The following is a 23401-nucleotide window of genomic DNA, read 5'->3' as shown; positions in this document are numbered from 1 at the left end:
ATTTAAAGATACAAACTAGATAAAATATGTTTTCACCAAAAATCCAGCATACAACAAAGCCAACTTCTTCAAAGCCAAGTGGAGGAGGAAGCTTTATTCAACCTAAATTAAATGTTGGGAAACCAGGTGATAAATATGAGGTTGAGGCAGATAAAGCTGCTGACGAAATAGTAGCTAAGGGAAAACAAACTCCAAACTCTTTTTTCGCACCAACAGTTCAAAAGAAAAACGAAGAAGAGGTTCAAAAAAAAGAATCAAACGGGCAAGAAATTCAGCAAAAACCGTTAGTTGATTCCATAAGCCCTGTAGTTCAATTAAAATCAGATAATAATCTTCAAAAGCAAGAAGAAGAATTACAACAAAAAGAAGAAGAAGAATTACAACAAAAAGAAGAGGAAGAAATTCAGGAAAAAGAGGAGGAAGAAATTCAGCAGTTACAAATGTCAGGAGGCGATGATAATTCTTCATTAGAAAGCAATCTCAGTAGTTCAAAAGGTAGAGGAAACTCATTACCAAGTGGTACTAAAAATGAAATGGAATCAGGTTTTGGAGCTGATTTTAGTGGCGTGCGTGTTCATAACGATAGCAATGCAGTTCAAATGAATAAAGAACTAGGTTCCCAAGCTTTTACTAACGGGAATGATATTTATTTTAACGAAGGGAAATACAATCCAACATCAGAGTCAGGAAAACATTTATTAGCACATGAGTTAACTCATACTGTACAACAAGGAGCCTCACCAGCTTCTAATAACGTTCAAAAATCAGAAGGAGAAACAGGTGGTGTAACTCTAGTAGCTCCCACAGAAGTACTAGATATCACAAACGGATTGCAGTTATCTGATGATTGGTTAGCTTATATCGAGCAAGAATCAAGAACAACTAACTTTGATGTAAATGTTAAAATAGGGGCACAATTCGAAGGAACAATTAAAATTCGAAAATTAGGAAGACCAGCAGAAGGGCAAACTCAAAAATTTGAGCTTTCAAGAAATGGAGGAAATAAACATTTAGATGTCCGTGGAATGTCATTTTTAAATCCTTTGAGAGATGCTGGTGTATTTCCTGTATTAGTATTAAATAGTTTTGGAGAAGAACAAAACACTACAGGTTTTTTAAGTATTCGAACAGGAGAGGACGTTTTTACTAGAGATGCACTAGGAATTATTCATAAAATTAATGAAAACCTTGAGGCAATGAGCTTCTTAGGTTTGAGTCCTATTGAAGTTGCAGAAGGCTTAGAAAATAGGTTTGAAAACGGAGGGTTAAATTTTAGAGCTAATAATCTATCAGCAAATATAGATGGTTATATAGAAGCTACAGGTAGTTTAGGTATTACAGATTCAAACTTTAGTTTTGAACTCAATTCTACTGTTGATATTGCAGGGTTGGCTTCAGGAGAGTTTAACGTTGCCAGAGGTGCTGACGGAAAATTAAGTGGACAAGCAAATATTGCTGCTGATATTGCTAATATAAGTGCATCGTTAACCGTTGAGTACGACGATGGTGCAGTAACTATTCAGGGTACAGGTAGAATGAATTCAGAAAAATTCTCTGGAGAAATAACCTTATTAGTTACTGATGCAACACGTTCTCGTCAAATGATGCATGCTGCATTAGGGGTAGAAAGTATGGATCAAGAAGCTGAAGCTCCTGCTCAAGAACAAGCACCCGTTCCAAAAACAAAAGATAACCAAGTATTGGCAGGTTGGGGAGAAGTACAGGCTACCATTACACCTTGGTTAGAGGGGACAGCTAAAATAGGAATTGACCACCTAGGTCATGTAACTATTGTTGGTGAGGTCGTTGTAACAGAAGATATTGAGTTGATGGAGCAACGAGGAAAAAAGGTGGATATTTTTGAAGTAGAAATACGAGCGGGATATGGTATTCCATTGGTAGGACAAGTATTCTTATTCGCAAGTATTGGTATGTTTGCCAACGCAGGTTTTGGACCTTTGGTTTTAAAAGATGTAGGTTTTACAGGAACCTATTCTACAGATCCATCTGTTTTACAGAATTTTAGTATTACAGGAACTTTAGGAATTAATGCTTTTGCGGTACTAGGGTTAGAAGCCGAAGCAGGAGTAGGTGTTACTTTAATAGGACATGATGTAAAAGCAGGAGTTAATGTTACTGCAGCTGCTGGGTTGAGAGCATATGCAGAAGCTACACCAACTTTTGAGTATAAAGAAGAACACTCACCAGAAGGAGGAAAAATTGGAGAATCAAGATTAAAAGGACACTTTGAAGCTGCAGCTCAATTGTTTTTACAATTATCAGGAGCGTTATTTTATGAATTAGACAGTCCGTGGTGGTCACCAGCACCAGACGGAAGAGAAGAGTTTCCGTTAGGAGAAGTACAATATCCAATTGGAGATAGTTTAGGAATAGGTGCAGATGTAGATTGGTTAGTTGGAGGAGAAGAACCACCAGAATTAACCATGTCTCCTGTCGAGTTTGACCCAGATAAGTTTACAGCTGATGTGATGGCAGACCCTCCTCCTAGAACTATGGGAGATAGCGAGTCCAGTCCTGATGGAGAGTGGCAAGGAGAAAATGTTAATGGAAATCAAAATGAGAATCCAGAAATTACAGGAGAAGCAGAAGGGTTACCACCAGGGAGAAGAGAAGAAGATTTAAGCAATCTTTCAGAAGAGCAAAAATATATGCGTGCTTTAGATGAGTTGTCTCAAATGGAAAATGCAAATCCGAAAGCTACTATTGGGGTTGTGGAAGATAAAATTAGCTTAGTAAAGCGTAGGTATGGAATTCGTAAAATTCAAACCAGAAACGAAGAAGCTGAAAGAGTAGCTATTTATGTAGAACATGGAGAAGAAAATAATGGAAGACATTTATTACAAATACCGTTAATGAGTGAGGCTGAAAGACAACGTTTAATTGATGCTGCAAAAGAAGAATTACAAAGGAATTCTAGAAGAGCAGCAGATGAAGAAGGAAAGATATCTAGAGCCGAGGCAGAAGAAGTTTTAAATACTATTAAAAATAGTCATGATGTAATTTCAGAAGCTCAAGTTATAGATGGACAAAATACATGGGATTATTTAATTGATACGGGAGGGCGTGACCAAACTGAAGGAGGAAATCTTAAGAAAGAAACTGAGGTTGAAGAAGCAACAGATGAGAATAATCTTGAAAATTTATCACAGATAGCAGTTCCATTTACTGAAACTGATGGAGATAATCATACTCTTAAGTTTGCTGTAGAAGGAGAGGCTGTAGATTTAATGATACATAGTACTCCAAAGGATATTTTTAAGTATTTAAATTCTGACGAAGTCGATCAGTCCGATAGATTAGTGCAAGATGCTAGAAGACTTGCTACAGAAATTAAGACAATGGCAAATAATGCTGCAGACACTGAAGGGCTTGTTACTAATTTAAATAGTAAAATGAGAGAGCTAAGTGAAATGATGTCTGAAATTAGATCAGACTTTAGAAGATTCTTACCCAGAAATCCAGTTTATAACTATACTCCTCAAAATAATATGGCATATATAGCCGAAGCTGATATGTTGTCTGCTAATAGGTCTGGAGGTACTCCTCCAGGAGGTTCTTACGTTGCAGGTTGGCAAGCTATTCAACAAGGTTTAACTACAGGAGGAGGTCACTGGAAGCGTTTACATCTTATTAATCAAGGATTTGGAGGTTTTGGTGTTCCAGAAAATTTAACACCTGGCACACAAAGTGATAATAGTGAATATGAAAAATTTGATGGACCAGTAAAAGAACGAGTTGGTAGCAGACCAAACGATGAATCAGCTCAAGGAGTTGTAAAAATAAAAGCAACAGTCACCTACTATTCAGGAGAGTTTCCAACCAATCAACAAGCACCAAAAGAAGGAAGAGGAGTTGATCAATTTGCTGATGATGGTAGAGTTAAGAAAGATAATTATGCGGATAATATAAAATTTGAAGCATGGGAATACAGCTATAACAAGGGGGCTAATAGCTGGGCACTAGGAGATAAATTTGTTGATGATAATTTAGGGATAGATCTTCCTGATTGGAATTTGGTAAGTCCACCAACAATTGGAGCAGCAACAAAGAGTGAATATACAAGGGCTTATAATAATTTATCTGTAAGAGATAAGTTTAGAGTAGATTCGGTAACTTCAGTAAGTTTTGACAACTTACTATCTCCAACTATATTAGAATTTATTAGAGGGAAATCTTTTGGGAACTCTGTAAATTTTAGAGGGCAAATGGATTTAGAAATAGACCCTTCTACATCATCAAAAAGAAGACGACAACAAACTATTGATAAATTAGAATCATTCAGAGACATTATCCCAGTGATGATAAGTGCAAATGCTTTGAAATTTTAAACCAATAGAATAAAGCGTTGTAAACCTTCATAAATAACATTTTATTAAAACTAATAGATGATAAATTTAATTGATAAAATAAAAACACTAGAAAAAACATTCATAAAAAATGCAATTATATTTAATATAAAGAAGAGAGAGACATTAGGAGAAAAAAAAGTAATTGCATTATCTAAAGAATATAATTTACCTGATGAACTTGTTCAGTTTTATCTAGCATATAACGGGTTATTTATAACATGGTTTTCGGATCGAGATATATTGTGCACAGGAAGAATGTTTATTCCAGATTTAGAGTCATTAAAAAAATATTTTATAAATACTTCTAAAACAGATTTAAAATCATTTTCAATATTTATTAAAAAAGGATACATCCCACTTGATGTAGATGCCATCAATGGTTATGTTACTTTTATCAAGGTAGAAGAAAACGCATATACTCTTATCAGAGTAGATATATATCACAGTGAAATTGAATTAGGAATCTCTATTATAAAATATCTTGAAATTGGTATTATGTCAGGAGGTTTATATCACTGGCAAAATTATATTTCGGAAAACACGTATAATCATTTTAAGAAATATAGTTACGACGGTTTTGTGGAAATAATAGTAGATAAATTAGAAGTTAAATCTTTAGATCACTTCCACACTAAATTTATTAACAGGGATTTTACTTTTTCTAAAAGAAAATCAATAAAATTAAATTTACCAGAAAATTCTCAAATTAAAAAGAGAAAAGAAAATTTTGGATGCTCAAATGTAGAGGTTAGGAAAGCTGAAATGAGCATTCAAAATAAACTTCCTAGTTCATTCGTAAATTGGGCATATAACATTAATGGTTTAGAGATAAACTGGAATTTCGATAACTCTTTCGCAAATTTTAAAGTTATTGGAATTGAGAAAATTTTTGGAGGTGTAAACCATGGAGAATTAAAAAAATGGAAAAACAGTTATGCAACTTACCTAGGTTTAGATGATTCTCACGAAAAAAAATATGGTTCTTTTTATCCTTTCATTTTCGAAGAATCTGGACACACTGTATTTAAAATAGAAAATGATGAGGTGCTACTTTATTTTATAAAAGACTTAGAGCCCATAAAAATCAATCTTACTTTCAATCAATTTATAAATAAGTTATATGAATGCGGGGGGATATCGGGATGGCAAAACCTCTTTATCAATCAATATTCTAAAGAAAACCCTGAGATAAAAAGTTTGCTAAAAAATATGAAAATTTGTTTTCCAGATATAGATATAAAAAAATTTATCGGAAGCATGTAAGTTTTGTAACATAAATTATTGCAAGTATGGACACATTAGTAAATAACATAGATACAAAAACGGGTTTGCAGGAAGTCGTTTCTTTTTTAAGAGAATTAATTTATGCTAGATTGTCTTCGGAATTCCATGGAAATGATTTTTTAAAACTAGATTTGAGTTTTGAGAATAATAATTCTTGTTTAGCTTCTTTTGTTAGAGAGAATGAATTGAATTATGTAGACAAAGTAGTATTGTTTTTGACAATAACACCCAATATTTCACCAAATTTTTTCAGTACCATTATTTCTGATTTCTTACCCAATGGAGGAGAACTTCCTGAGTTTGGAGGTGTAAAAGGGAAAAATCATAGAGGTATTATACCAACGGTTGAGACGGTTTTATATATTTTGGCGGGTAATGATATTGAAGAACGAAAGAAACTAATAAGCTTTATACTATGTGAGAGTAAACTAATCAAAAACTCTATCATAGAAATAGAAAAAATGCCTTATGGAGAGCCACAAATGAGTGGAAAAATAATTCTTGCTCAAGAATACGTGCATTTATTTTTAACAGGTAAAGAATTAAAACCGCAATTAAGTCAAGATTTTCCAGCAAGTTTAATTACTACAGACCTAGAATGGGAAGATTTAGTGCTACAAGAAAAAACATTAAACGATGTTAAAGAGATAGAAAACTGGCTAGCCTATAAAGAAGTATTAATGAACGACTGGTGTATGGCTTCAAAAATTAAACCAGGATATCGTGTATTATTTTGTGGGCTCCCAGGAACAGGAAAGACATTAACAGCAGGCCTGCTAGGAAAGTATACAGGGAAGGATGTGTATCGAGTAGATTTATCTATGGTTGTATCAAAATATATAGGAGAAACAGAGAAAAACCTTTCTAAGCTCTTTGATAAATCTATTAATAAAGATTGGATTTTATTTTTTGATGAAGCCGATTCTATTTTCGGAAAACGAACAAACGTTCGTGATGCACACGATAAATATGCGAACCAAGAGGTGTCATATTTACTACAACGTATAGAAGCACATCCAGGTCTTATAATTTTAGCGTCTAATTTTAAGAATAATATTGATACAGCATTTACACGTCGCTTTAATAATATTATAGAATTTGAAACACCAAACTATGATGAGAGGTTAGCTTTATGGAAAAATAACTTACCTAATAAGGTTGAGGTTGAAGAATTAATTACTGTAGAAGAATTGGCGAAAAAATTCAACCTTACAGGAGCTAACATCGTGAATGTAATTCAATATGCGTGTTTAAAGACTATTGGGGGTAAAGAGAATAAAATTTTAAGACAATACTTATTAGAAGGAGTAAAAAGAGAGTATACAAAAGAAGGAAAAACAATTAATATTAAACTTTAAAAAGAGCAGTAATGAAAACAATCAATCAAATAAATAGTATACCCTTACATTATGCTAGGTTAACAAATCACCCTTATGGAACTAGGGGAGAACAGCGTAATTTTTCAGTTGATGAAGGTTTTTTAAGTATTTTAGAAAAAGCACTTCAAGAAGTTTTTGAACATTGTCCTTTAGGAGTTCCTGAGGTAATTACAACAGCAGGAATTTTTGTAGACAAACCAGGACAGCATGGTCATGGGAAAGCATTTGATTTGGATGCTGTTTTTTGGAGTGATGAAACCCTAGTTACAACTAATTTTATTCATCAAAAAGAATTGTATTTAGGAATGGAATCTTTTTTAAGAAAACACTTTGGTATTGTATTAAATTATTATTATCCAAACCATAAAGATCATTGGCATGTTGATACAAGTGTTCCTGTTGATTATAATGAAACATCTAAATCGGAAACATTGTATTTACAATTAGTCTTAAAACATATTTATAAAGAAGAAATTTTGGTTGATGGTATATGGGGAAGGCAAACTTCAGGAGTAGTAAAAGAAGTTTTTGAAAGATTAGGAATAAATACCCCCATAACAACGAAAGCAAATTATATAAAGTTTTTAGATATAACAGGTAAAATAGCATTTAAACTATATGAAGAAAATACTTCTCCAAAACACTTATTAAGTAATTTAACAGAAGTAATTGAAGGTTTACCACAACAAAATAGAATCACTGTGCGAGAGGCATTAAATAGCTTTTTAGATCATGAAGAAACAGTAAATTGGTTGGGAGACTTTGAAGAGAGCCATAACTTAAATACTATTATTGAAGAAGTAATAGCTTAAAGTTTTTATTCGGAAAACTGATTTTTAAACCAGACCTTTTTCCAGATTCTTTTTAGAATTAAGAATGTAACATTTTCGGTATACTTATCAATATCGTTAGATTCAGTAATTTGTGAGTCTTTTTCAGAAACATCAATACGATATAAAAGGTTAGTGTACGGACTAAAGTCATGTAAAACAAGTTCTTTAATTGATTTCTGGAGTTCTTCTTTTAACTCTAAAGGAGTGTTATTTTCAGAAAAAGTTAAATCAATTCCAGTTAAACTAAAATCTTTGTTAAGTTGAACTACGAGCTGTTTATATAACTTTTGATTGGCTACATTTGTTAATAGATCGATACTATTTTGATAACTAGGCAGCATTTTAATTCAACTTGTAATTAATAAACTGTTCGTCTAAAGCCTTTAAAAATTCACTAGATACTTTAATCTTAGTCGTTCTACTCGGTAAGCTTAATTCTATTTTTTCTTCTGCATCCCAAATGGTAAAATATAAACTTTGTGAGCCTTTGTTGGTGGCAAATAAGTGTTGTAACTCCTTTATAGTATTATCTTTTACTTCTTTTAACGGAATTTTTATAGTAAGTTTCTTACACATTTTATCCATAATATCATGCAATAGTAAAAACTCATTAAAACCAACCCTAGGATCACCTTTTACACCTTCTTTATTAGTCCAGCCAGGTTTGATAGTAGTTTTGATAAATAAGAATGAATTAGGAACTAAAAAGTGTTTAAATTTTAAGTAATCTTCACCAAAAATTCGGAATTCAAAACTATCATTATAGTCTTCCATAGTAAATGCGGCCCACCCTTTACCTGCTTTTGAAACTCGATGTTGTACATCAGTGACAATACCAGCAAAAGAAAGTCCCAAGCCTTCATATTGAGCAATGTTTTTAAAATGTGCAAGTGAAGCGTTGCAAAACTTTAGTTCGTTTTTAAAATCATCAAGAGGATGTGCAGAAATATACATTCCTACTACTTCCTTTTCGCGAGCTAACAATTCCATAGTTCCCCAAGTTTCACATTCTGGAATTAAAGGTTCAGGTAAATCAACATCCGAAGCTTCTCCAAATAAAGATACCTGAGATGAATTCTGATTTTCTTGAAACTTGTTACCAAAGCGGATAGCTTTTTCTAAAAAAGTTTGCCCTTTCTCATCCTTTACATAATACTGAGCTCTGTGAGTATTGTTAAAGGAATCAAATCCACCAGCTAATACTAAACCTTCAAAAGCTTTTTTGTTAGCAACACGTAAATCAACACGTTTCGCCACATCAAAAATTGAAGAAAAATGTCCATTTTCTTTACGTTCATCAATAATTGCCTTAACAGCAGAACCACCTACACCTTTAATAGCCGCCATACCAAAACGAACGGCGCCATCTTTATTTACAGAGAATTTAGCATACGATTCATTTACATCTGGACCTAATACTTCTAACCCCATTCGTTTACATTCTTCCATAAAAAACGAAACCGTTTTAATATCGTTCATGTTGTTAGAAAGTACTGCCGCCATGTATTCGGCAGGGTAGTGGGCTTTTAAATAAGCAGTTTGATAGGCAATCCAAGCATAGCAAGTAGAGTGAGATTTGTTAAAGGCATAGGATGCGAAAGCTTCCCAGTCTTTCCAAATCTTTTCTAGTGCTTTTTCATCATGACCATTATCCTTAGCTTGATTTACAAACTTAGGTTTCATTTTAGCAAGCACTGCAGCTTGCTTTTTACCCATTGCTTTACGAAGTACATCGGCTTCACCTTTGGTAAAATCAGCTAGCTTTTGCGAAAGTAACATTACTTGCTCCTGATATACTGTAATTCCATAGGTTTCGGCTAAGTATTCTTCCATGGCAGGAAGGTCATATTGAATTTCTTCATCACCATGTTTTCTTCTAATAAAAGAAGGAATATATTCTAAAGGACCTGGACGATACAAGGCGTTCATTGCAATTAAGTCAGCAAAAACCGTAGGTTTTAACTCACGCATGTATTTTTGCATTCCGGGAGATTCGTATTGGAATATCCCTACGGTTTCACCACGTTGGAACAGTGCATAAGTTTCTTCATCATCAATGGGGAAATTTTCAGGATCGAGCTCTACACCATGACGTGCTTTTACAATTTTTACCGTATCCTTAATTAGGGTTAACGTCTTTAACCCCAAGAAATCCATTTTTAATAACCCTGCACTTTCTACTACTGAGTTATCAAATTGGGTAACATACATGTCAGAATCTTTCGCAACTGATACGGGTACGAATTTGGTAATATCATCAGGAGTAATAATTACTCCACAGGCATGAATTCCAGTATTACGAACAGAACCTTCTAAAATTCGAGCTTTGTTAATGGTTTCAGCTTCAAGTCCATTACCATTGGCAATAGCTTTTAGCTCATTAACCATTTCAATTTCTTCAGAACGAAGTTTTTCTTTTAATCCTTTCTCATCTAGAGAAAAGATCTTTTTTAACTTCATTCCAGGAATTAACTTAGCAATCCTATCTGCTTCAAATAAAGGTAAGTCAAGTACACGAGCGGTATCACGGACAGATGATTTAGCTGCCATGGTACCATAGGTAATAATTTGTGCTACTTGATTAGCTCCATATTTTTCAATTACGTAATCCATTACACGACTTCGACCTTCATCATCAAAGTCAATATCAATATCGGGCATCGATACACGTTCAGGATTTAAGAAACGCTCAAAAAGTAAATCATATTGAATAGGATCAATATTAGTAATCCATAAGCAATAAGCAACTACTGAACCAGCTGCAGAACCACGCCCTGGACCTACTGATACATCCATATTACGGGCTTCTCTAATAAAGTCTTCTACAATCAAGAAATATCCTGGATATCCTGTTTTGGCAATTACATCAAGCTCAAAATCTAAACGTTCTCGAATTTTATCAGTAATCTCTCCATAACGTTTTTTGGCACCTTCATAAGTTAAGTGACGTAAGAAATTATTTTCACCTCTTTTTCCACCATCTTCTAGATCTTTTTCATCTCTAAACTCTTCTGGAATATCAAAGGCAGGTAATAGTACATCACGAGCTAACCCAAAAGGTTCTATTTTATCTACGATTTCTTGAATGTTAATAATAGCTTCTGGTAAATCAGCGAAGAGCTTTTTCATCTCTTCGGTAGATTTAAAATAATATTCGTCATTAGGTAATCCATAGCGATAACCCCTACCTCTTCCTTTAGGGGTTGCTTGCTTTTCACCATCTTTTACGCATAATAAAATATCATGAGCATTGGCATCTTCTTTGCCTAAGTAAAAAGTATTGTTAGTAGCGACAATTTTAACGTCGTGCTTTTTTGAAAATTCTAAGAGAGTTTCGTTAACAACTCTTTCGTCTTCTTGTCCGTGACGCATTAATTCGATATACAAATCATCTCCGAATTGTTCTTTCCACCAAAGTAGAGCTTCTTCAGCTTGAGTTTCACCAACATTTAATATTTTACTAGGAACTTCACCATATAAATTTCCTGTTAAAACAATAACATCTTCTTTGTATTGTTCGATAACTTTCTTATCAATTCTCGGAACGTAGTAAAAGCCATCTACAAAAGCAATGGAAGACATTTTTGCTAGGTTGTGATATCCTTTTTTATTTTTAGCAAGTAACACAACTTGATACCCATTGTCTTTTTGACTTTTATTGGTGTGGTCTTCACAAACATTGAATTCACAACCTACAATAGGCTTTAAAATACTCTCAGTAGGTTCTTCTCCTTTTTCTAAAGCTTCTTTATTGGCTGCTTCAGCAGCTTTGTTATGTCCAATAACTGCTTGTACGAAATGAAAAGCAGCCATCATGTTACCAGTGTCAGTCATAGCAACTGCAGACATATTGTCTTTGGCAGCAGCATTTACAATATTACCAATTTGAATGGTAGATTGTAAAACTGAGTATTGAGTATGGTTGTGTAAATGAGCAAATTTAACGCCTTCAAGTTCTGCTAATCCTTCAGCGGTAGAAATTGTATTCGCTTCATCAGTTTCAGAAGACTTTCTCTTGCGAATTTTTTCACTTTCCTTTTTAAGGTTTAAGTGTTTAAGTCCAATTACTTGTATTGGATTTGGATTAGCTTCTGTATAACGCTGAAAATAATCTGAAGAAGCATCTAATTGTTCTTCTGTGTATTGGCGTAAACGAATTAACTCCAAGAAACATCGAGTGGTAGCTTCCACATCAGCGGTTGCATTGTGTGCTTCTCCAAAACCAGTTCCGAAAAGGTGGTTGTGTAATTCGGTAAGGGTTGGAAGTTTAAATTTACCTCCACGACCACCAGGAATTTGACATAATTGTGCCGTATGCTCGGTACAAGTATCCAAAACAGGTAATTCTGTTAAATTGTTTTCAACACCTAAACGATGAAACTCACATCCCATAATATTGACATCAAATCCAACATTTTGACCGACAATAAACTTCGTTTTTTGTAATGCGTTGTTGAATAGTTCTAGCCCTTCACTTAACTGAATTCCTTGTTCGATAGCTAAATCGGTAGAAATTCCGTGAATACGTTCTGCATCGTACGGAATATTGAACCCGTCAGGTTGTATTAAGAAGTCGTTATGTTCAATTAATTTTCCTAATTCATCATGTAATTGCCATGCAATTTGTATGGCTCTAGGCCAGTTATCGGTATCGGTTATTGGAGCATTCCAGCTTTTAGGTAATCCAGTAGTTTCGGTATCGAAAATTAAATACATGGGCAAAAATTACTTATTGAAGTGTTTTGGATGAAAACAAAGTGTAAAAATACGAAGAATTTACATTGTTATTAAGAGAAGTTATTAACGAGTGTTTTTACTTAATGTAAAGGCTTGAATAGCTGATTGTAATCAGTAAAGAGATGTTAAGTGTAGGTTAATTTTAAAATAAAAATGAAAAAAAGTGATTGATAATCAATTAATAAGATTACATTTGTACTTTAATATAATATTTTTTACAATGAAAGAAGGAACAGTAAAGTTCTTCAATGAATCTAAAGGTTTTGGATTTATTACAGAGTCAGGATCAAACACAGAACATTTTGTACACGTATCAGGTTTAATCGATGAGATTAGAGAAGGTGATACTGTTGAGTTTGAACTTAAAGAAGGAAAAAAAGGATTAAACGCAGTTAGCGTTAGAGTATTATAATATACCTCACAATTTATTTTTCTTAAGAGCCTGTTTAACAGGCTCTTTTTTATTTTAATAAAGGATGTTTTTTAGATGTTATTTGAAAAATATTTTATAATTTTGCGGCCACTTATCACGAGATGGTAAGATTTATTAATAACCAAGGTCGCGAACCTTAAAAATTAAAATTATGCCTGTAAAAATTAGATTACAAAGACACGGTAAAAAAGGAAAACCATTTTATTGGGTAGTAGCTGCTGATTCAAGAGCTAAAAGAGACGGTCGTTTCTTAGAAAAAATCGGAACTTACAACCCTAACACTAACCCAGCAACTATCGATTTAGATGTTGACGGAGCTGTAAAGTGGTTACAAAACGGTGCTCAGCCAACTGATACTGCTAGAGCAATCTTATCTTATAAAGGAGCTTTATTAAAGAATCACTTAGCTGGAGGAGTAAAGAAAGGTGCTTTAACTGAAGAGCAAGCAGAAGCTAAATTTACTGCTTGGTTAGAAGAAAAAGCGGCTAAAGTTGCTGGTAAAACAGAAGGTTTAGCAAAAGCTGAAGCAGAAGCTAAAGCAAAAGCTTTAGAAGCTGAGAAAGCTGTAAACGAAGCGCGTATAGCTGCTGCAACTCCTGCTGTAGAAGATAGCGAGGATGCTGCTGCTGAATCAGGTGCTGATAGCGAAGAATAAAAACTGTACTACGATGATGCAAAAAGAAGATTGCTTTTATCTTGGCAAAATCGTTAAAAAACATAGTTTTAAGGGGGAGGTAATTATTAAGTTAGATACTGATGAACCCGATCTTTACGAAAATTTGGAATCAGTTTTTGTCGATTTAGGCAATAATCTGATTCCTTTTTTTATTGAAAAATCTTCCCTAAGTAAAGGAACTATGTTTAGAGTGAAATTTGAGGATGTTGATACTGAAGCAGATGCTGAAGCTATTTTACGTTCTGAAGTCTATTTACCATTAGATTTACTTCCTAAATTATCAGGAGATAAATTCTATTATCATGAAGTAATAGGTTTTAAGGTTGTTGATACTTCTTTTGGAGAGGTAGGGAATATAGTAAGTATTAATGACTCTTCTGCGCAACCTTTATTTGAAATTGATAGAGAGGGAAAAGAAGTTTTTATTCCTATGATTGACGATTTTATTAAAAAAGTAGATAGGGATAATAAAACTATAGAAGTTGAAACCCCAGAAGGATTAATTGATTTGTATTTGAGTTAAAACACATACTCAAATACACAATCTTCTCCATTTTCAAAAACTTGCTGCATTCCAATAAACTCAAAACCTAGATTTTTTAATAGTTTTTGAGATTTTTCATTTTTAGGCATAGTTAAAGCTAATACTTTCTCTTGTTTGAATTTAGTACGGACGTATTCAATAATTAGTTTTGTGGCTTCTGTAGCATACCCTTTACCTCTTCCTTCAGGTAAAAAAGCGTACCCAATATCAATAAAATCTAACCTGTCTCTTTGTAGCGCAGTTGAGGCTCCAATAGGTTTATTGGTTTCCTTTAGAATTACAGTAAAAAATCCCAAACCACCTAATTTCGAGTTTTTGAATAAAATATCTTTTAAGTAAACGCGAGTTTCTTCAATAGATTTTAAGTTTTTATCACCTATAAATTGAATCCAGTCTGGATCGTTAAATAATTGAAAATAAAAAGGGGCATCACTAACTAGAGCTTCTTTAATAATTAATCGTTCGCTTTCTAATAACATAGCCTAAATATAAATTAAAAATGTACTTTTGCGAAGCAAAAAAAGAATAAAATGAGTTTATTACAAGAATTACAAGATAGAAGCGGAAATCAATGTGAATTATGTGCATCAAAAAGCGATTTGTCAATTTATGAAGTGCCACCAATTTCAACAGGAGGAGTTGACGGTAGTTTATTGGCTTGTGCTACTTGTATTGAGCAGATTGAAGATGTTGATAAAACAGATGCTAATCACTGGCGTTGTTTAAATGATAGTATGTGGAGTGAGTTTAGAGCAGTAAAAGTTGTGGCTTGGAGAATGTTACACCGTGTTAAAAAAGATGGGTGGTCACAAGATTTGTTAGATATGATGTATTTAGAAGATGAAGAATTACGTTTTGCAGAAGCTACAGGTGAACATTTAGATGAAAGTGAAAAAATAATTCATAGAGATGTAAACGGAGCTATTTTGCAGGCAGGTGATAATGTAGTATTGATTAAAGACTTAAAGGTAAAGGGTTCTAGTATGGTAGCAAAGCAAGGGACTGCTGTGCGTAGAATTTCGTTAGATCCTGAAAATGCTAAATATATTGAAGGTAAAGTAGGAGCACAAACTATTGTGATTATTACCGATTATGTAAAGAAAATGGCAGAAAAGGAATAGTTATGAAGTATAAACTTATATTAATTTTATTATTGTGTGGAATGGGTTCATTCTCTCAGAATAAAAAAATTAGCTTAGAAGTAAGTTATCCTTTAACAATAGATAATAATTTTATTGGGGGTAGGTCTGAAGGAGTTGTTGATTTTGGATTTAAATATAGGATAAAGGATTTTAAAATAGTTAATTTAGGTATAGGTATAAATGGTGGACTTCTAGTTGATGATATAGATAAGAGTAATTATCCACAAGATTTTGAGAGAACAATATATGCTATACAACCTAAAATTTTCTCAGAATTAAACTTGAGTCAATTAACAAAATTGCATCTTTTTGTAAATATAGGATACTCGTTTATGAAAATGAAACTAACTAATACTAATAATTCAGGCCCGGTAGATTTTTCTAAACTTTCTGATACTTTGAGAGGAATAAATGCTGGTTTAGGTGTTAGTTATGATATTTTGCCAAGAGTTTTTTTACAAGTTCAATATGATTTTTCCAAATTAAATTCTGGAAATTCACCAGATATAGATTACAATACAAATGTAAACCTCCTAAAAATGGGAGCAGGAATAAGATTTTAATAAAAAAGCTGAATTAAACTCAGCTTTTTTATTTCTCTGTATTATAATACACTTTATAAAACTTCATTTTCTTATTTTCATCATACCCTTGTTCTAAGTATTCAGCAGAAGCATCAGGAGCATCAACATCAATTTTAATTTGAATATTGGTGTCTAATTTAATTTCTGTTTTAAACTTACTTTTTTCCTTCTTTAAAACAACATCAGATACTTCAAAGTTATTACGAATTAATACATCGTTCAACTTCTCAAAGTGTTGTTTATAATCTTCAAAAAGATCTTTATGCTTGTCTTCTTCAAAAACTTCATCTTTGAAACCGTGATAGTCTACGCTTTCATGTTCTTTAAAATAATCAACAGTGTTAGCTAAGAAGTTACTTTGCTCTTGTTTTCCTAATTCAGGTTTTAAAACTTCTTCAGAAAACTCTTTACACATTTCTAGGTAGTTTTGAGTGTGTAAATTACGATCATCAGCATACTTTACACTTAAAAAATTTTTTATCCAGTATTGCGCATCGTATTGATTATTGTCTACTGATAAAACCACAGTTCCTTCAGCATCGGTAGAGTTTAAAATTAAACAACCCTTATCCAATCTTTTTGTTGAAATTCCTTTTTGAACTACTACATCAAAACTATCATCATCTAAATAGGTCTGAAAGAAATCTACTTTACTTTCAATTTTAAAAACCCCAACAGCTTCAGTTAAAACATCTTTATACTCAATACCTTCAAAATAGGCAACAATTACATCACCAGTTTTAATATTTGCTGAATTTGATTGTTCGTAAAGGTGGTTAACAATGTTTTTAGAATGTTCAATAAAAACCTCATTACTATCATCTTCAAAAATATCAGAACAATATTTATTGATTTCGTTTAGGCGTACATCCGCATGATGACTAAAACGGTAACTTTGCGTAACAGTCCCGAAAGGTTTTAATAAAAAAGGAAGTAATAATTCATAGCTTTCTTCATCAAAACGAACTAAACTTTCTGAAAAAGCATTTTGTCCGCTATTATATTTGTTAGCTACTTTGTGAATAATACACTTATTAATTTCGGTACGAGTTCTTTTAATCATCTTCTAAAAAATTGGAAGACAAAAATAGAAAAATTAAAGTTTCAATTTTAATTGTTCAGGTAACAATTTAAATGATTTTCGGTGGTAAGGAGTTGCGCCAAATTGACGAATAGCTTCGCGGTGTTCTTTAGTAGGATATCCTTTGTTTTTTTGCCAATTATATTGAGGAAATTCTTGATGAATTTTCTCCATATACTCATCGCGATAGGTTTTAGCAAGTACAGATGCAGCTGCTATACTCATAAATTTAGCATCGCCTTTTACAATGGTTTGATGAGGTGTTTTTTCAAAAGGGTTAAACTTGTTTCCATCAACAATAATAAATTCAGGTTTAATAGATAATTGTTCTATTGAACGATGCATTCCGGTTATAGAAGCTTGTAAAACATTAAGCTCATCAACTTCTTCTTGATGGATGAAAGAGACCCCAAATGCAAGTGCATGCTCTTCAATATAAGGTCTAAGCTTTTGACGTTTTTTTTCTGAAATTTGCTTAGAGTCGTTTAATAGTTCATGTTGAAAATCATGAGGTAAAATAACCGCAGCAGCTACAACAGGTCCTGATAAACAGCCTCTACCAGCCTCATCTGTTCCCGCTTCCAATTTACAACCGCTATAATTTAATTGCAACATGCTACAAATTAACAGATTTCAAAGAAATTAATCGTGATTTTTGTCGTTAAATTATTTTACTTTTGTTGCTATGAAGAAAAAATTCTTAGTATTTTTTTGTTTGATAAGTGTTCAGGTAATTTTTGCCCAAATAAGAACAGTTGATGGAGGTTTTGGTAAAATTCCAAGAAGGGGAGTTGACTCGTTACCTGATAATGAAATTAATGTAAAGCTTAGTGGAAAAACTAAGTATACCGATTATAAAATTATTTCGCATAAAAATGATACTACAATAGTAGATACCACATTAACAATTCAAAAAGAGTATAAGTTTAACTTTTTAAGAAAGGATAATTTTGAGTTATTGGCTTTCCATAATCAAGGACAAACGTTTAATAACTTAGGATACGATTTTACTAATATTTCACAATTTCCAGATATAGGTTTTAGAGCAAAAATGTTCAATTGTTTTGATATTGAAGATGTTAATTATTATCATGTACCCACACCAACAACAGAAATTATGTACCGAACTGGTTTGGAGCAAGGACAAGTACTAGATGCGCTTTTTACAACAAACTTTTCCAAACGATTTAACCTAGCAATAGCATATAAAGGGCTCCGTTCATTAGGTACTTATAGACGCTCCTTGTCAAGTACGGGTAATTTTAGAGTAAGTTTTAGTTATGAAACTCCTAAAGGGCAATATGCAATTAGAGGACATGCTGTAAATCAAGATTTTTTTAATCAAGAAAGTGGAGGGTTGACAGAAACTTCTTTAGAGGCATTTTTAGCAGATGATCCTAACTTTAGCGGAAATAGAGGTAGGATGGATGTGAATTTGAATAGTGCCGAAAGTACTTTAGATGCTAAAAGATTGTATTTTGAACATACTTTTAAATTATTATCTTCAAAAGATAGTGTGAGTCAAAAAGATTTTTCTAATTTAAAATTGGGGCATTCATTTACTAGAGATTCTAAGTTTTATCGATTTAATGAAGGTACAGCTTCAGGTATGTTTGGAAGTGCAAACATTTCAAGCAACATAAATAACAAGACTATTTATTTGTTATACAACAATCAGTTCTTTATAGATTTTAACTCAAAATATGTATTAGGTAAATTTCGTGTAAAAACGGAATTATCAAATTATACATATGGATATGAAAATTTACAGAATAATACGGTTGGAATTACAAAGAATAAGCTGAAGGGAGATGCAATTTCTTTTGGAGCTGATTGGAATGGAAGAATTGGAAACTTCCATGTAAATGCTTCTGGAAGTCTTACACCAGGAAGTGGACGTTTATCTGGAAATAGTCTATCTGGAGAAGCTTTTTATAAGAAAGATAGTGTACTTACTGTAAAAGGTAGGGTAGGAATAAGTAACAAATCGCCCAACTTTAATTTTTTATTGCATCAAAGTAGTTATGATGATTATAATTGGGAGAATGATTTTTCTCAAATAGGAACACGTACATTGGGAGGAGTTATTGAGTCTAAATGGGGAAATGTCTCGCTAGATATTACGAATATTAGTAATTATACATATTTTAATAAAGAGAGCAAACCGGAACAATTTTCTGGAGATGTTAATTATTTAAAAGCAAAAGCCTCTAAAGAGTTTACTTTCGGAAAGTTTGCTTTAGATAACACTATAATGTATCAAAAAGTAGCAAGTGGAAATAGTGTGTTTAGAGTTCCAGAATTTGTTACTCGTAACACACTTTATTATACAGATGAATGGTTTAAAGGAAAACCTTTGTTAGTACAAATAGGAGCTACATTTAAGTATTTTTCAGAATATAAAGCGAATGCGTATAACCCTTTGTTAGCTGAGTTTACTTTACAAAACGATACGGAAATAGGATACCCAACAGTTGATTTGTTTTTTAATGCAAGGGTTCGTAGAACTCGAATTTACTTTAAAGCAGATAACATTAGTTCTTTTGTGCTTAAAAAGAATTATTTTTCAGCACCGAACTATCCGTATAGAGATTTTGTAATTCGTTTTGGGGTAGTGTGGAACTGGTTTATATAATATGAAAGAGAAATTACGACAAAACTGGAAGTTGTTTTTAATAGCAAGTTTAACTTTAGGTTTGGCACCTTTTAGACCACCACATATTGTAGGTAAACTAAAATGGATAGCAGGAGGAAATGCTTTTTCAGGAGAACATGCTATGCAATTTATGGATTGGTTTGATGTGTTTTTGCACGGAACTCCTTGGATACTTTTAATTGTATCAATTTTTTTACATGTTTTCAGGAAAATATAGTTCCATTTCAGATAAAAAACGTCCTTTAATACTACTCTCTCGTTTACCAATTACTTCAAAACCATGTTTTAAATAAAAAGTATCTGAATTTGGATCTGATAAAACATTTAAAACAGCGCAAGAACCACTTATACAAGATTTTTTTGCATGTTCTAGTAGTTTAGAACCTATACCTTGGTTTATAAACTTAGGAGTAACAAATAAAAAATCTAAAAAACTTGTTCTAATATTAGCTCTATATAAAACGTAAAAACCAGCTGTAATATCGTTAACTTGAAATTTATAAATATTACAATCGGCAAAAGTTTTAGGGGTGACTGTTAGGTCGTCTTTCCAAAGTTCCATTTGTTCTTTGGAGTACCCCCAGTATGCTTTTGAACTTATAGCAATTTCAGTTAATAAGTTAGCGTCTTGTATTTGAGCCTTTACAATCATAAAAAGAACCTCACAAATAGTGAGGTATAAATGTTATTATTTAGAAGCTAGTTGTTTTATTTTAATTCTAAATGCAGCAAAAAGTAATGTAGTAAACGGGCTTAACCAGTTAAACATAGCATAAAAAGCGTAATCTATTACAGGAACACCTAAAACTCCTGAATGATAAGCTCCGCAAGTATTCCAAGGGATTAAAACAGAAGTAACAGTACCTGAGTCCTCTAAAGTTCTACTTAAGTTTTCAGGAGCTAAACCTTTGTCTCTATAAGCTTGCGCGTACATTTTCCCTGGTACTACAATTGCTAAGTATTGATCAGAAGCAGTAAAGTTTAAACCAATACAAGTTGCAACTGTACTAGCAAATAACCCGAAAACTGAATCAAATAAGCTTAACATAAAGCTACTAATCTTAGCTAAAGCTCCTATAGCATCCATTACTCCACCAAAAACCATTGCCAATAAAATTAACCAAACTGTTCCAAGCATTTTTTTCATTCCTCCAGCGGTGAATAAATCTTTTAATACTTCATTATCTGTAGCTACTGAAGTTTCAACAGTTATCGCTTGCATTATCCCTTTATAAGCAGATTCAAAATTTAATCTTTCGACTCCTGCAATTTGAGCTACTACATGAGGTTGAAAGATTAAAGCAAAAGCACCACCTAAAATGGTCCCTGCCAATAGAGCTATTAAAGGAGGTGTTTTTTTTATGATAAGTATAATTACAAGTATAGGAACTGCAAATAACCAAGGAGTAATGTTAAATGCTTTGTTAATATCGTTTAACATTAATTGTGTGTTAGCTTCACCAGTAGTTGTTTGTGTAAAACCAAGAATAATGAAAAATATAATAGTTACAACAAAAGTAGGTACTGTAGTATAAGCCATGTATCTTATATGTGTAAATAAATCTGTACCAGCCATAGCAGGAGCTAAGTTTGTGGTGTCAGACATTGGAGACATTTTATCTCCAAAGTATGCTCCTGATAAAACTGCACCAGCTGTCATTCCTAAAGAAATACCTAATGCTTCACCAATTCCTATTAAGGCAATACCAACAGTTGCTGCAGTGGTCCAAGAACTACCAGTGGCGATTGAAATTACAGCGCAAATTATTAAGCAAGCAACTAAAAATATGGTAGGGTTTAAGATTTGCAAACCATAATAAATCATTGAAGGTATAATACCGCTTATAAGCCAAGTTCCTGCTAAAGATCCTACCATTAAAAGTATTAAAATAGCACCAGCGGTAGACTTAATGTTTTCGGCTACCTCTTCAATCATTCTTTCATAGGATACTTTATTTTTAAAACCTACAATAGCTGCAACAGCTCCTCCTAATAATAAAATAAATTGATTGCTTCCACTTAAAGCGTCGTCTCCAAATACGAATACATTATATGCAAGCATACCAATTAGAGCGAAAACAGGAATCAAAGCTTCCCATATGCTTAATTCTTTATTTTGAATTATTTTTTGATTTTCTATTTCAATTTCAGATAGGTTTTTGTCGTCTTGCATGTGTGGTTTTTTTCGGCTTGTAATGTTACGACTTTGTTGAGAATTACACAAATCGAATTAGTTTGCTGCATTCTTTAGAAAAAATTGAATAGAAGCGCTTGAAAAGCAAAAATGTCATTTCTAAAAAGTAAAAGATAGGATATGATTTCTGACTTTTTAGAAATGACAAACTGAAATTAAAAGTAAGTATACTTTATAATATGCCTATTTCTTTCATACAAGCATTCATCATTTGATAAGTGCGCTCTATATCGTTGTCTAATCCAATAGAAAAACGAATCAAACCATCAGTTAATCCCATTTCTTTTTGCTCTTCTAAAGGAATTTCTGAAGATGTTGAAGTACCAGGAGCGGAGAATAAGGTTTTGTAAAAGCCTAAACTTACAGCTAAATACCCTAAGTTTCTTTCTTGCATTAGCTCCATTAAAGCGTTAGCTTTCTCTAAAGAACCTGTATCTATAGTTAACATTCCTCCAAAACCGTATTCTTCATTCATCATCGATTTGAAAACTTCATGAGAAGGATGCGATTTTAATCCAGGGTATACAGTTTTTAATCCGTCAGCTTCAAATTTTTTAGCTAAATAATTAGCATTCTTGCTGTGTTGTTTTACACGAATATGTAAAGTTCTCAGGTTTTTTAAGATAGAGGCAGCTCTCATTGAATCCATAGAGGCACCTAATAACATGCTTGCGCCATCAATTACACTTTTTTGAGAGTTGATAAAATCAGTAGTTCCGCAAATAACTCCTCCCATAGTGTCTGAAGAACCGTTGATGAACTTTGTTAAGCTGTGAATAACAATATCAGCTCCCAACTGAGCAGGGGAAATTGATAATGGAGAAAATGTGTTATCAACAACTAATTGTAAATTATGTTTTTTAGCTAAGGTTGATAGCGCTTTAATGTCAGCAACCTCTAATAAGGGGTTACTTACTGTTTCACAGTATATCATTTTAGTTTTTAGTGTAATGGCAGCTTCTACCACATTTATTTTTGTAATATCAACAAAAGAAGTCTCTATGCCCATTCGAGGTGTGAAGTTCTTTAAAAAAGCATAAGTTCCTCCGTAAATAGTTCTGCTTGAAACAATATGATCTCCAGCTTCGCATATTTGTAAGATGGTGGGAGTAATGGCTCCCATACCTGTTGCAGAAACATTGGCTGTCTCAGTTCCTTCCATAGCTGCTAAAGCTTCGGATAAGTATAGGTTTGAAGGAGATGAGTGACGAGAGTATAAATAACAACCATCTGTATTTCCTTCAAAAGTATCAAACATAGTTTTTGCTGATAAAAAAGTGTAGGTTGAAGAGTCTGATATAGATGGGTTAACACCACCAAATTCTCCAAAATATTGTAGGTCTTGTATGTTGCTTGCAGGTTTAAATTTCATAATTGATTAAGGTTAATTATTAGTAGACTACTAAATTCAGTTTTAATTGTTTAAAAATCAATAAGAGGTGTGTTTTATAGATTATTATGCTAGTTTTGTGTCTATAATTGGTTTTT

General features: G+C 32.8%; 19 protein-coding genes. 11 read left to right on the top strand and 8 right to left on the bottom strand.

Translation table 11 applies throughout. The features are described from left to right. Window positions 1-26 precede the first annotated feature (26 nt). The 4 genes from VCM48_RS08105 to VCM48_RS08090 are packed head-to-tail and all read left to right on the top strand — an operon-like array spanning window position 27 to window position 7845. On the top strand, window positions 27-4349 hold the full coding sequence (locus tag VCM48_RS08105; protein ID WP_482270180.1) for an eCIS core domain-containing protein: 4323 nt from the start codon (window positions 27-29) through the stop codon (window positions 4347-4349). 57 nt (window positions 4350-4406) lie between these two features. Then, complete coding sequence (locus tag VCM48_RS08100; protein WP_482270179.1) at window positions 4407-5633, top strand: hypothetical protein; 1227 nt, start codon at window positions 4407-4409, stop codon at window positions 5631-5633. A 26-nt stretch (window positions 5634-5659) separates the two neighbouring features. After that, window positions 5660-7012, top strand: coding sequence for an ATP-binding protein (locus tag VCM48_RS08095; RefSeq protein WP_482270178.1), 1353 nt, complete (start codon window positions 5660-5662; stop codon window positions 7010-7012). 11 nt (window positions 7013-7023) lie between these two features. Beyond that, window positions 7024-7845, top strand: coding sequence for a hypothetical protein (locus VCM48_RS08090; RefSeq protein ID WP_482270177.1), 822 nt, complete (start codon window positions 7024-7026; stop codon window positions 7843-7845). Between the two features lie 5 nt (window positions 7846-7850). Here the strand turns inward: VCM48_RS08090 and VCM48_RS08085 are convergent, their stop codons facing one another. Beyond that, window positions 7851-8207, bottom strand: a complete 357-nt coding sequence (locus VCM48_RS08085) for a hypothetical protein (RefSeq protein WP_482270176.1) — start codon at window positions 8205-8207, stop codon at window positions 7851-7853. A 1-nt stretch (window position 8208) separates the two neighbouring features. Continuing rightward, window positions 8209-12582, bottom strand: coding sequence for a DNA polymerase III subunit alpha (gene dnaE, locus VCM48_RS08080; RefSeq protein WP_482270175.1), 4374 nt, complete (start codon window positions 12580-12582; stop codon window positions 8209-8211). Between the two features lie 241 nt (window positions 12583-12823). On the opposite strand from dnaE, the gene VCM48_RS08075 reads away from it, so the two are divergent. The 3 genes from VCM48_RS08075 to rimM all read left to right on the top strand — a co-directional run bounded on the left by VCM48_RS08075 (window position 12824) and on the right by rimM (window position 14235). Next, window positions 12824-13015 carry a cold-shock protein gene (locus VCM48_RS08075; protein WP_028891302.1) on the top strand — a complete coding sequence of 64 codons (192 nt, stop codon included), beginning with the start codon at window positions 12824-12826 and terminating at the stop codon, window positions 13013-13015. A 172-nt stretch (window positions 13016-13187) separates the two neighbouring features. Beyond that, a complete protein-coding gene (locus VCM48_RS08070; protein ID WP_482270174.1) occupies window positions 13188-13691 on the top strand; it encodes a 30S ribosomal protein S16 in 504 nt (167 codons plus the stop codon). A 16-nt stretch (window positions 13692-13707) separates the two neighbouring features. Next, entirely contained in the window at window positions 13708-14235 is a 528-nt protein-coding gene (gene rimM / locus VCM48_RS08065) for a ribosome maturation factor RimM (RefSeq protein ID WP_274639715.1), read from the top strand. Here the strand turns inward: rimM and VCM48_RS08060 are convergent. Next, window positions 14232-14735: a GNAT family N-acetyltransferase gene (locus VCM48_RS08060; RefSeq protein WP_274639488.1), complete on the bottom strand. Its 504-nt coding sequence runs from the start codon at window positions 14733-14735 to the stop codon at window positions 14232-14234. The genes rimM and VCM48_RS08060 overlap by 4 nt on opposite strands. Window positions 14736-14786: 51 nt before the next feature. Here VCM48_RS08060 and VCM48_RS08055 point away from each other — a divergent pair, with 51 nt between their 5' ends. Together VCM48_RS08055 and VCM48_RS08050 are read left to right on the top strand one after the other, a co-directional pair. Further along, on the top strand, window positions 14787-15377 hold the full coding sequence (locus VCM48_RS08055) for a PhnA domain-containing protein (RefSeq protein ID WP_124590441.1): 591 nt from the start codon (window positions 14787-14789) through the stop codon (window positions 15375-15377). Between the two features lie 2 nt (window positions 15378-15379). After that, complete coding sequence (locus tag VCM48_RS08050; RefSeq protein WP_482270173.1) at window positions 15380-15961, top strand: outer membrane protein; 582 nt, start codon at window positions 15380-15382, stop codon at window positions 15959-15961. Between the two features lie 28 nt (window positions 15962-15989). Here VCM48_RS08050 and VCM48_RS08045 read toward each other — a convergent pair whose 3' ends face one another. Both VCM48_RS08045 and VCM48_RS08040 read right to left on the bottom strand, forming a co-directional pair. Further along, window positions 15990-17045 (bottom strand): nucleoid-associated protein, encoded by a 1056-nt coding sequence (locus tag VCM48_RS08045; protein WP_482270172.1) that lies wholly within the window; start codon window positions 17043-17045, stop codon window positions 15990-15992. Between the two features lie 33 nt (window positions 17046-17078). Then, window positions 17079-17678 carry a ribonuclease HII gene (locus VCM48_RS08040; RefSeq protein ID WP_482270171.1) on the bottom strand — a complete coding sequence of 200 codons (600 nt, stop codon included), beginning with the start codon at window positions 17676-17678 and terminating at the stop codon, window positions 17079-17081. Between the two features lie 70 nt (window positions 17679-17748). Here VCM48_RS08040 and VCM48_RS08035 point away from each other — a divergent pair, with 70 nt between their 5' ends. Both VCM48_RS08035 and VCM48_RS08030 read left to right on the top strand, forming a co-directional pair. Beyond that, complete coding sequence (locus VCM48_RS08035; RefSeq protein WP_482270170.1) at window positions 17749-19698, top strand: putative porin; 1950 nt, start codon at window positions 17749-17751, stop codon at window positions 19696-19698. A gap of 1 nt (window position 19699) precedes the next feature. Then, entirely contained in the window at window positions 19700-19936 is a 237-nt protein-coding gene (locus tag VCM48_RS08030) for a hypothetical protein (protein WP_274639493.1), read from the top strand. Here VCM48_RS08030 and VCM48_RS08025 read toward each other — a convergent pair. From VCM48_RS08025 to VCM48_RS08015, 3 genes are all read right to left on the bottom strand, one after another. Beyond that, entirely contained in the window at window positions 19913-20371 is a 459-nt protein-coding gene (locus VCM48_RS08025) for a GNAT family N-acetyltransferase (protein WP_482270169.1), read from the bottom strand. The two genes, VCM48_RS08030 and VCM48_RS08025, sit on opposite strands and share 24 nt — an antisense overlap. A 36-nt stretch (window positions 20372-20407) precedes the next feature. Then, window positions 20408-21892, bottom strand: coding sequence for a Na+/H+ antiporter NhaC (nhaC, locus tag VCM48_RS08020; protein ID WP_482270168.1), 1485 nt, complete (start codon window positions 21890-21892; stop codon window positions 20408-20410). A 193-nt stretch (window positions 21893-22085) separates the two neighbouring features. Continuing rightward, on the bottom strand, window positions 22086-23285 hold the full coding sequence (locus tag VCM48_RS08015) for an aminotransferase class I/II-fold pyridoxal phosphate-dependent enzyme (RefSeq protein WP_482270167.1): 1200 nt from the start codon (window positions 23283-23285) through the stop codon (window positions 22086-22088). Window positions 23286-23401 lie beyond the last annotated feature (116 nt).

The organism is Tenacibaculum sp. DPLXC6 (assembly GCF_056815515.1).
This window is presented reverse-complemented; position numbering and strand designations above follow the sequence as displayed.

Coding starts and splice junctions, on each gene's coding strand:
- VCM48_RS08105 (WP_482270180.1), top strand. CDS start 27: ATGTTTTCACCAAAAATCCAGCATACAACAAAGCCAACTTCTTCAAAG.
- VCM48_RS08100 (WP_482270179.1), top strand. CDS start 4,407: ATGATAAATTTAATTGATAAAATAAAAACACTAGAAAAAACATTCATA.
- VCM48_RS08095 (WP_482270178.1), top strand. CDS start 5,660: ATGGACACATTAGTAAATAACATAGATACAAAAACGGGTTTGCAGGAA.
- VCM48_RS08090 (WP_482270177.1), top strand. CDS start 7,024: ATGAAAACAATCAATCAAATAAATAGTATACCCTTACATTATGCTAGG.
- VCM48_RS08085 (WP_482270176.1), bottom strand. CDS start 8,207: ATGCTGCCTAGTTATCAAAATAGTATCGATCTATTAACAAATGTAGCC.
- dnaE (WP_482270175.1), bottom strand. CDS start 12,582: ATGTATTTAATTTTCGATACCGAAACTACTGGATTACCTAAAAGCTGG.
- VCM48_RS08075 (WP_028891302.1), top strand. CDS start 12,824: ATGAAAGAAGGAACAGTAAAGTTCTTCAATGAATCTAAAGGTTTTGGA.
- VCM48_RS08070 (WP_482270174.1), top strand. CDS start 13,188: ATGCCTGTAAAAATTAGATTACAAAGACACGGTAAAAAAGGAAAACCA.
- rimM (WP_274639715.1), top strand. CDS start 13,708: ATGCAAAAAGAAGATTGCTTTTATCTTGGCAAAATCGTTAAAAAACAT.
- VCM48_RS08060 (WP_274639488.1), bottom strand. CDS start 14,735: ATGTTATTAGAAAGCGAACGATTAATTATTAAAGAAGCTCTAGTTAGT.
- VCM48_RS08055 (WP_124590441.1), top strand. CDS start 14,787: ATGAGTTTATTACAAGAATTACAAGATAGAAGCGGAAATCAATGTGAA.
- VCM48_RS08050 (WP_482270173.1), top strand. CDS start 15,380: ATGAAGTATAAACTTATATTAATTTTATTATTGTGTGGAATGGGTTCA.
- VCM48_RS08045 (WP_482270172.1), bottom strand. CDS start 17,045: ATGATTAAAAGAACTCGTACCGAAATTAATAAGTGTATTATTCACAAA.
- VCM48_RS08040 (WP_482270171.1), bottom strand. CDS start 17,678: ATGTTGCAATTAAATTATAGCGGTTGTAAATTGGAAGCGGGAACAGAT.
- VCM48_RS08035 (WP_482270170.1), top strand. CDS start 17,749: ATGAAGAAAAAATTCTTAGTATTTTTTTGTTTGATAAGTGTTCAGGTA.
- VCM48_RS08030 (WP_274639493.1), top strand. CDS start 19,700: ATGAAAGAGAAATTACGACAAAACTGGAAGTTGTTTTTAATAGCAAGT.
- VCM48_RS08025 (WP_482270169.1), bottom strand. CDS start 20,371: ATGATTGTAAAGGCTCAAATACAAGACGCTAACTTATTAACTGAAATT.
- nhaC (WP_482270168.1), bottom strand. CDS start 21,892: ATGCAAGACGACAAAAACCTATCTGAAATTGAAATAGAAAATCAAAAA.
- VCM48_RS08015 (WP_482270167.1), bottom strand. CDS start 23,285: ATGAAATTTAAACCTGCAAGCAACATACAAGACCTACAATATTTTGGA.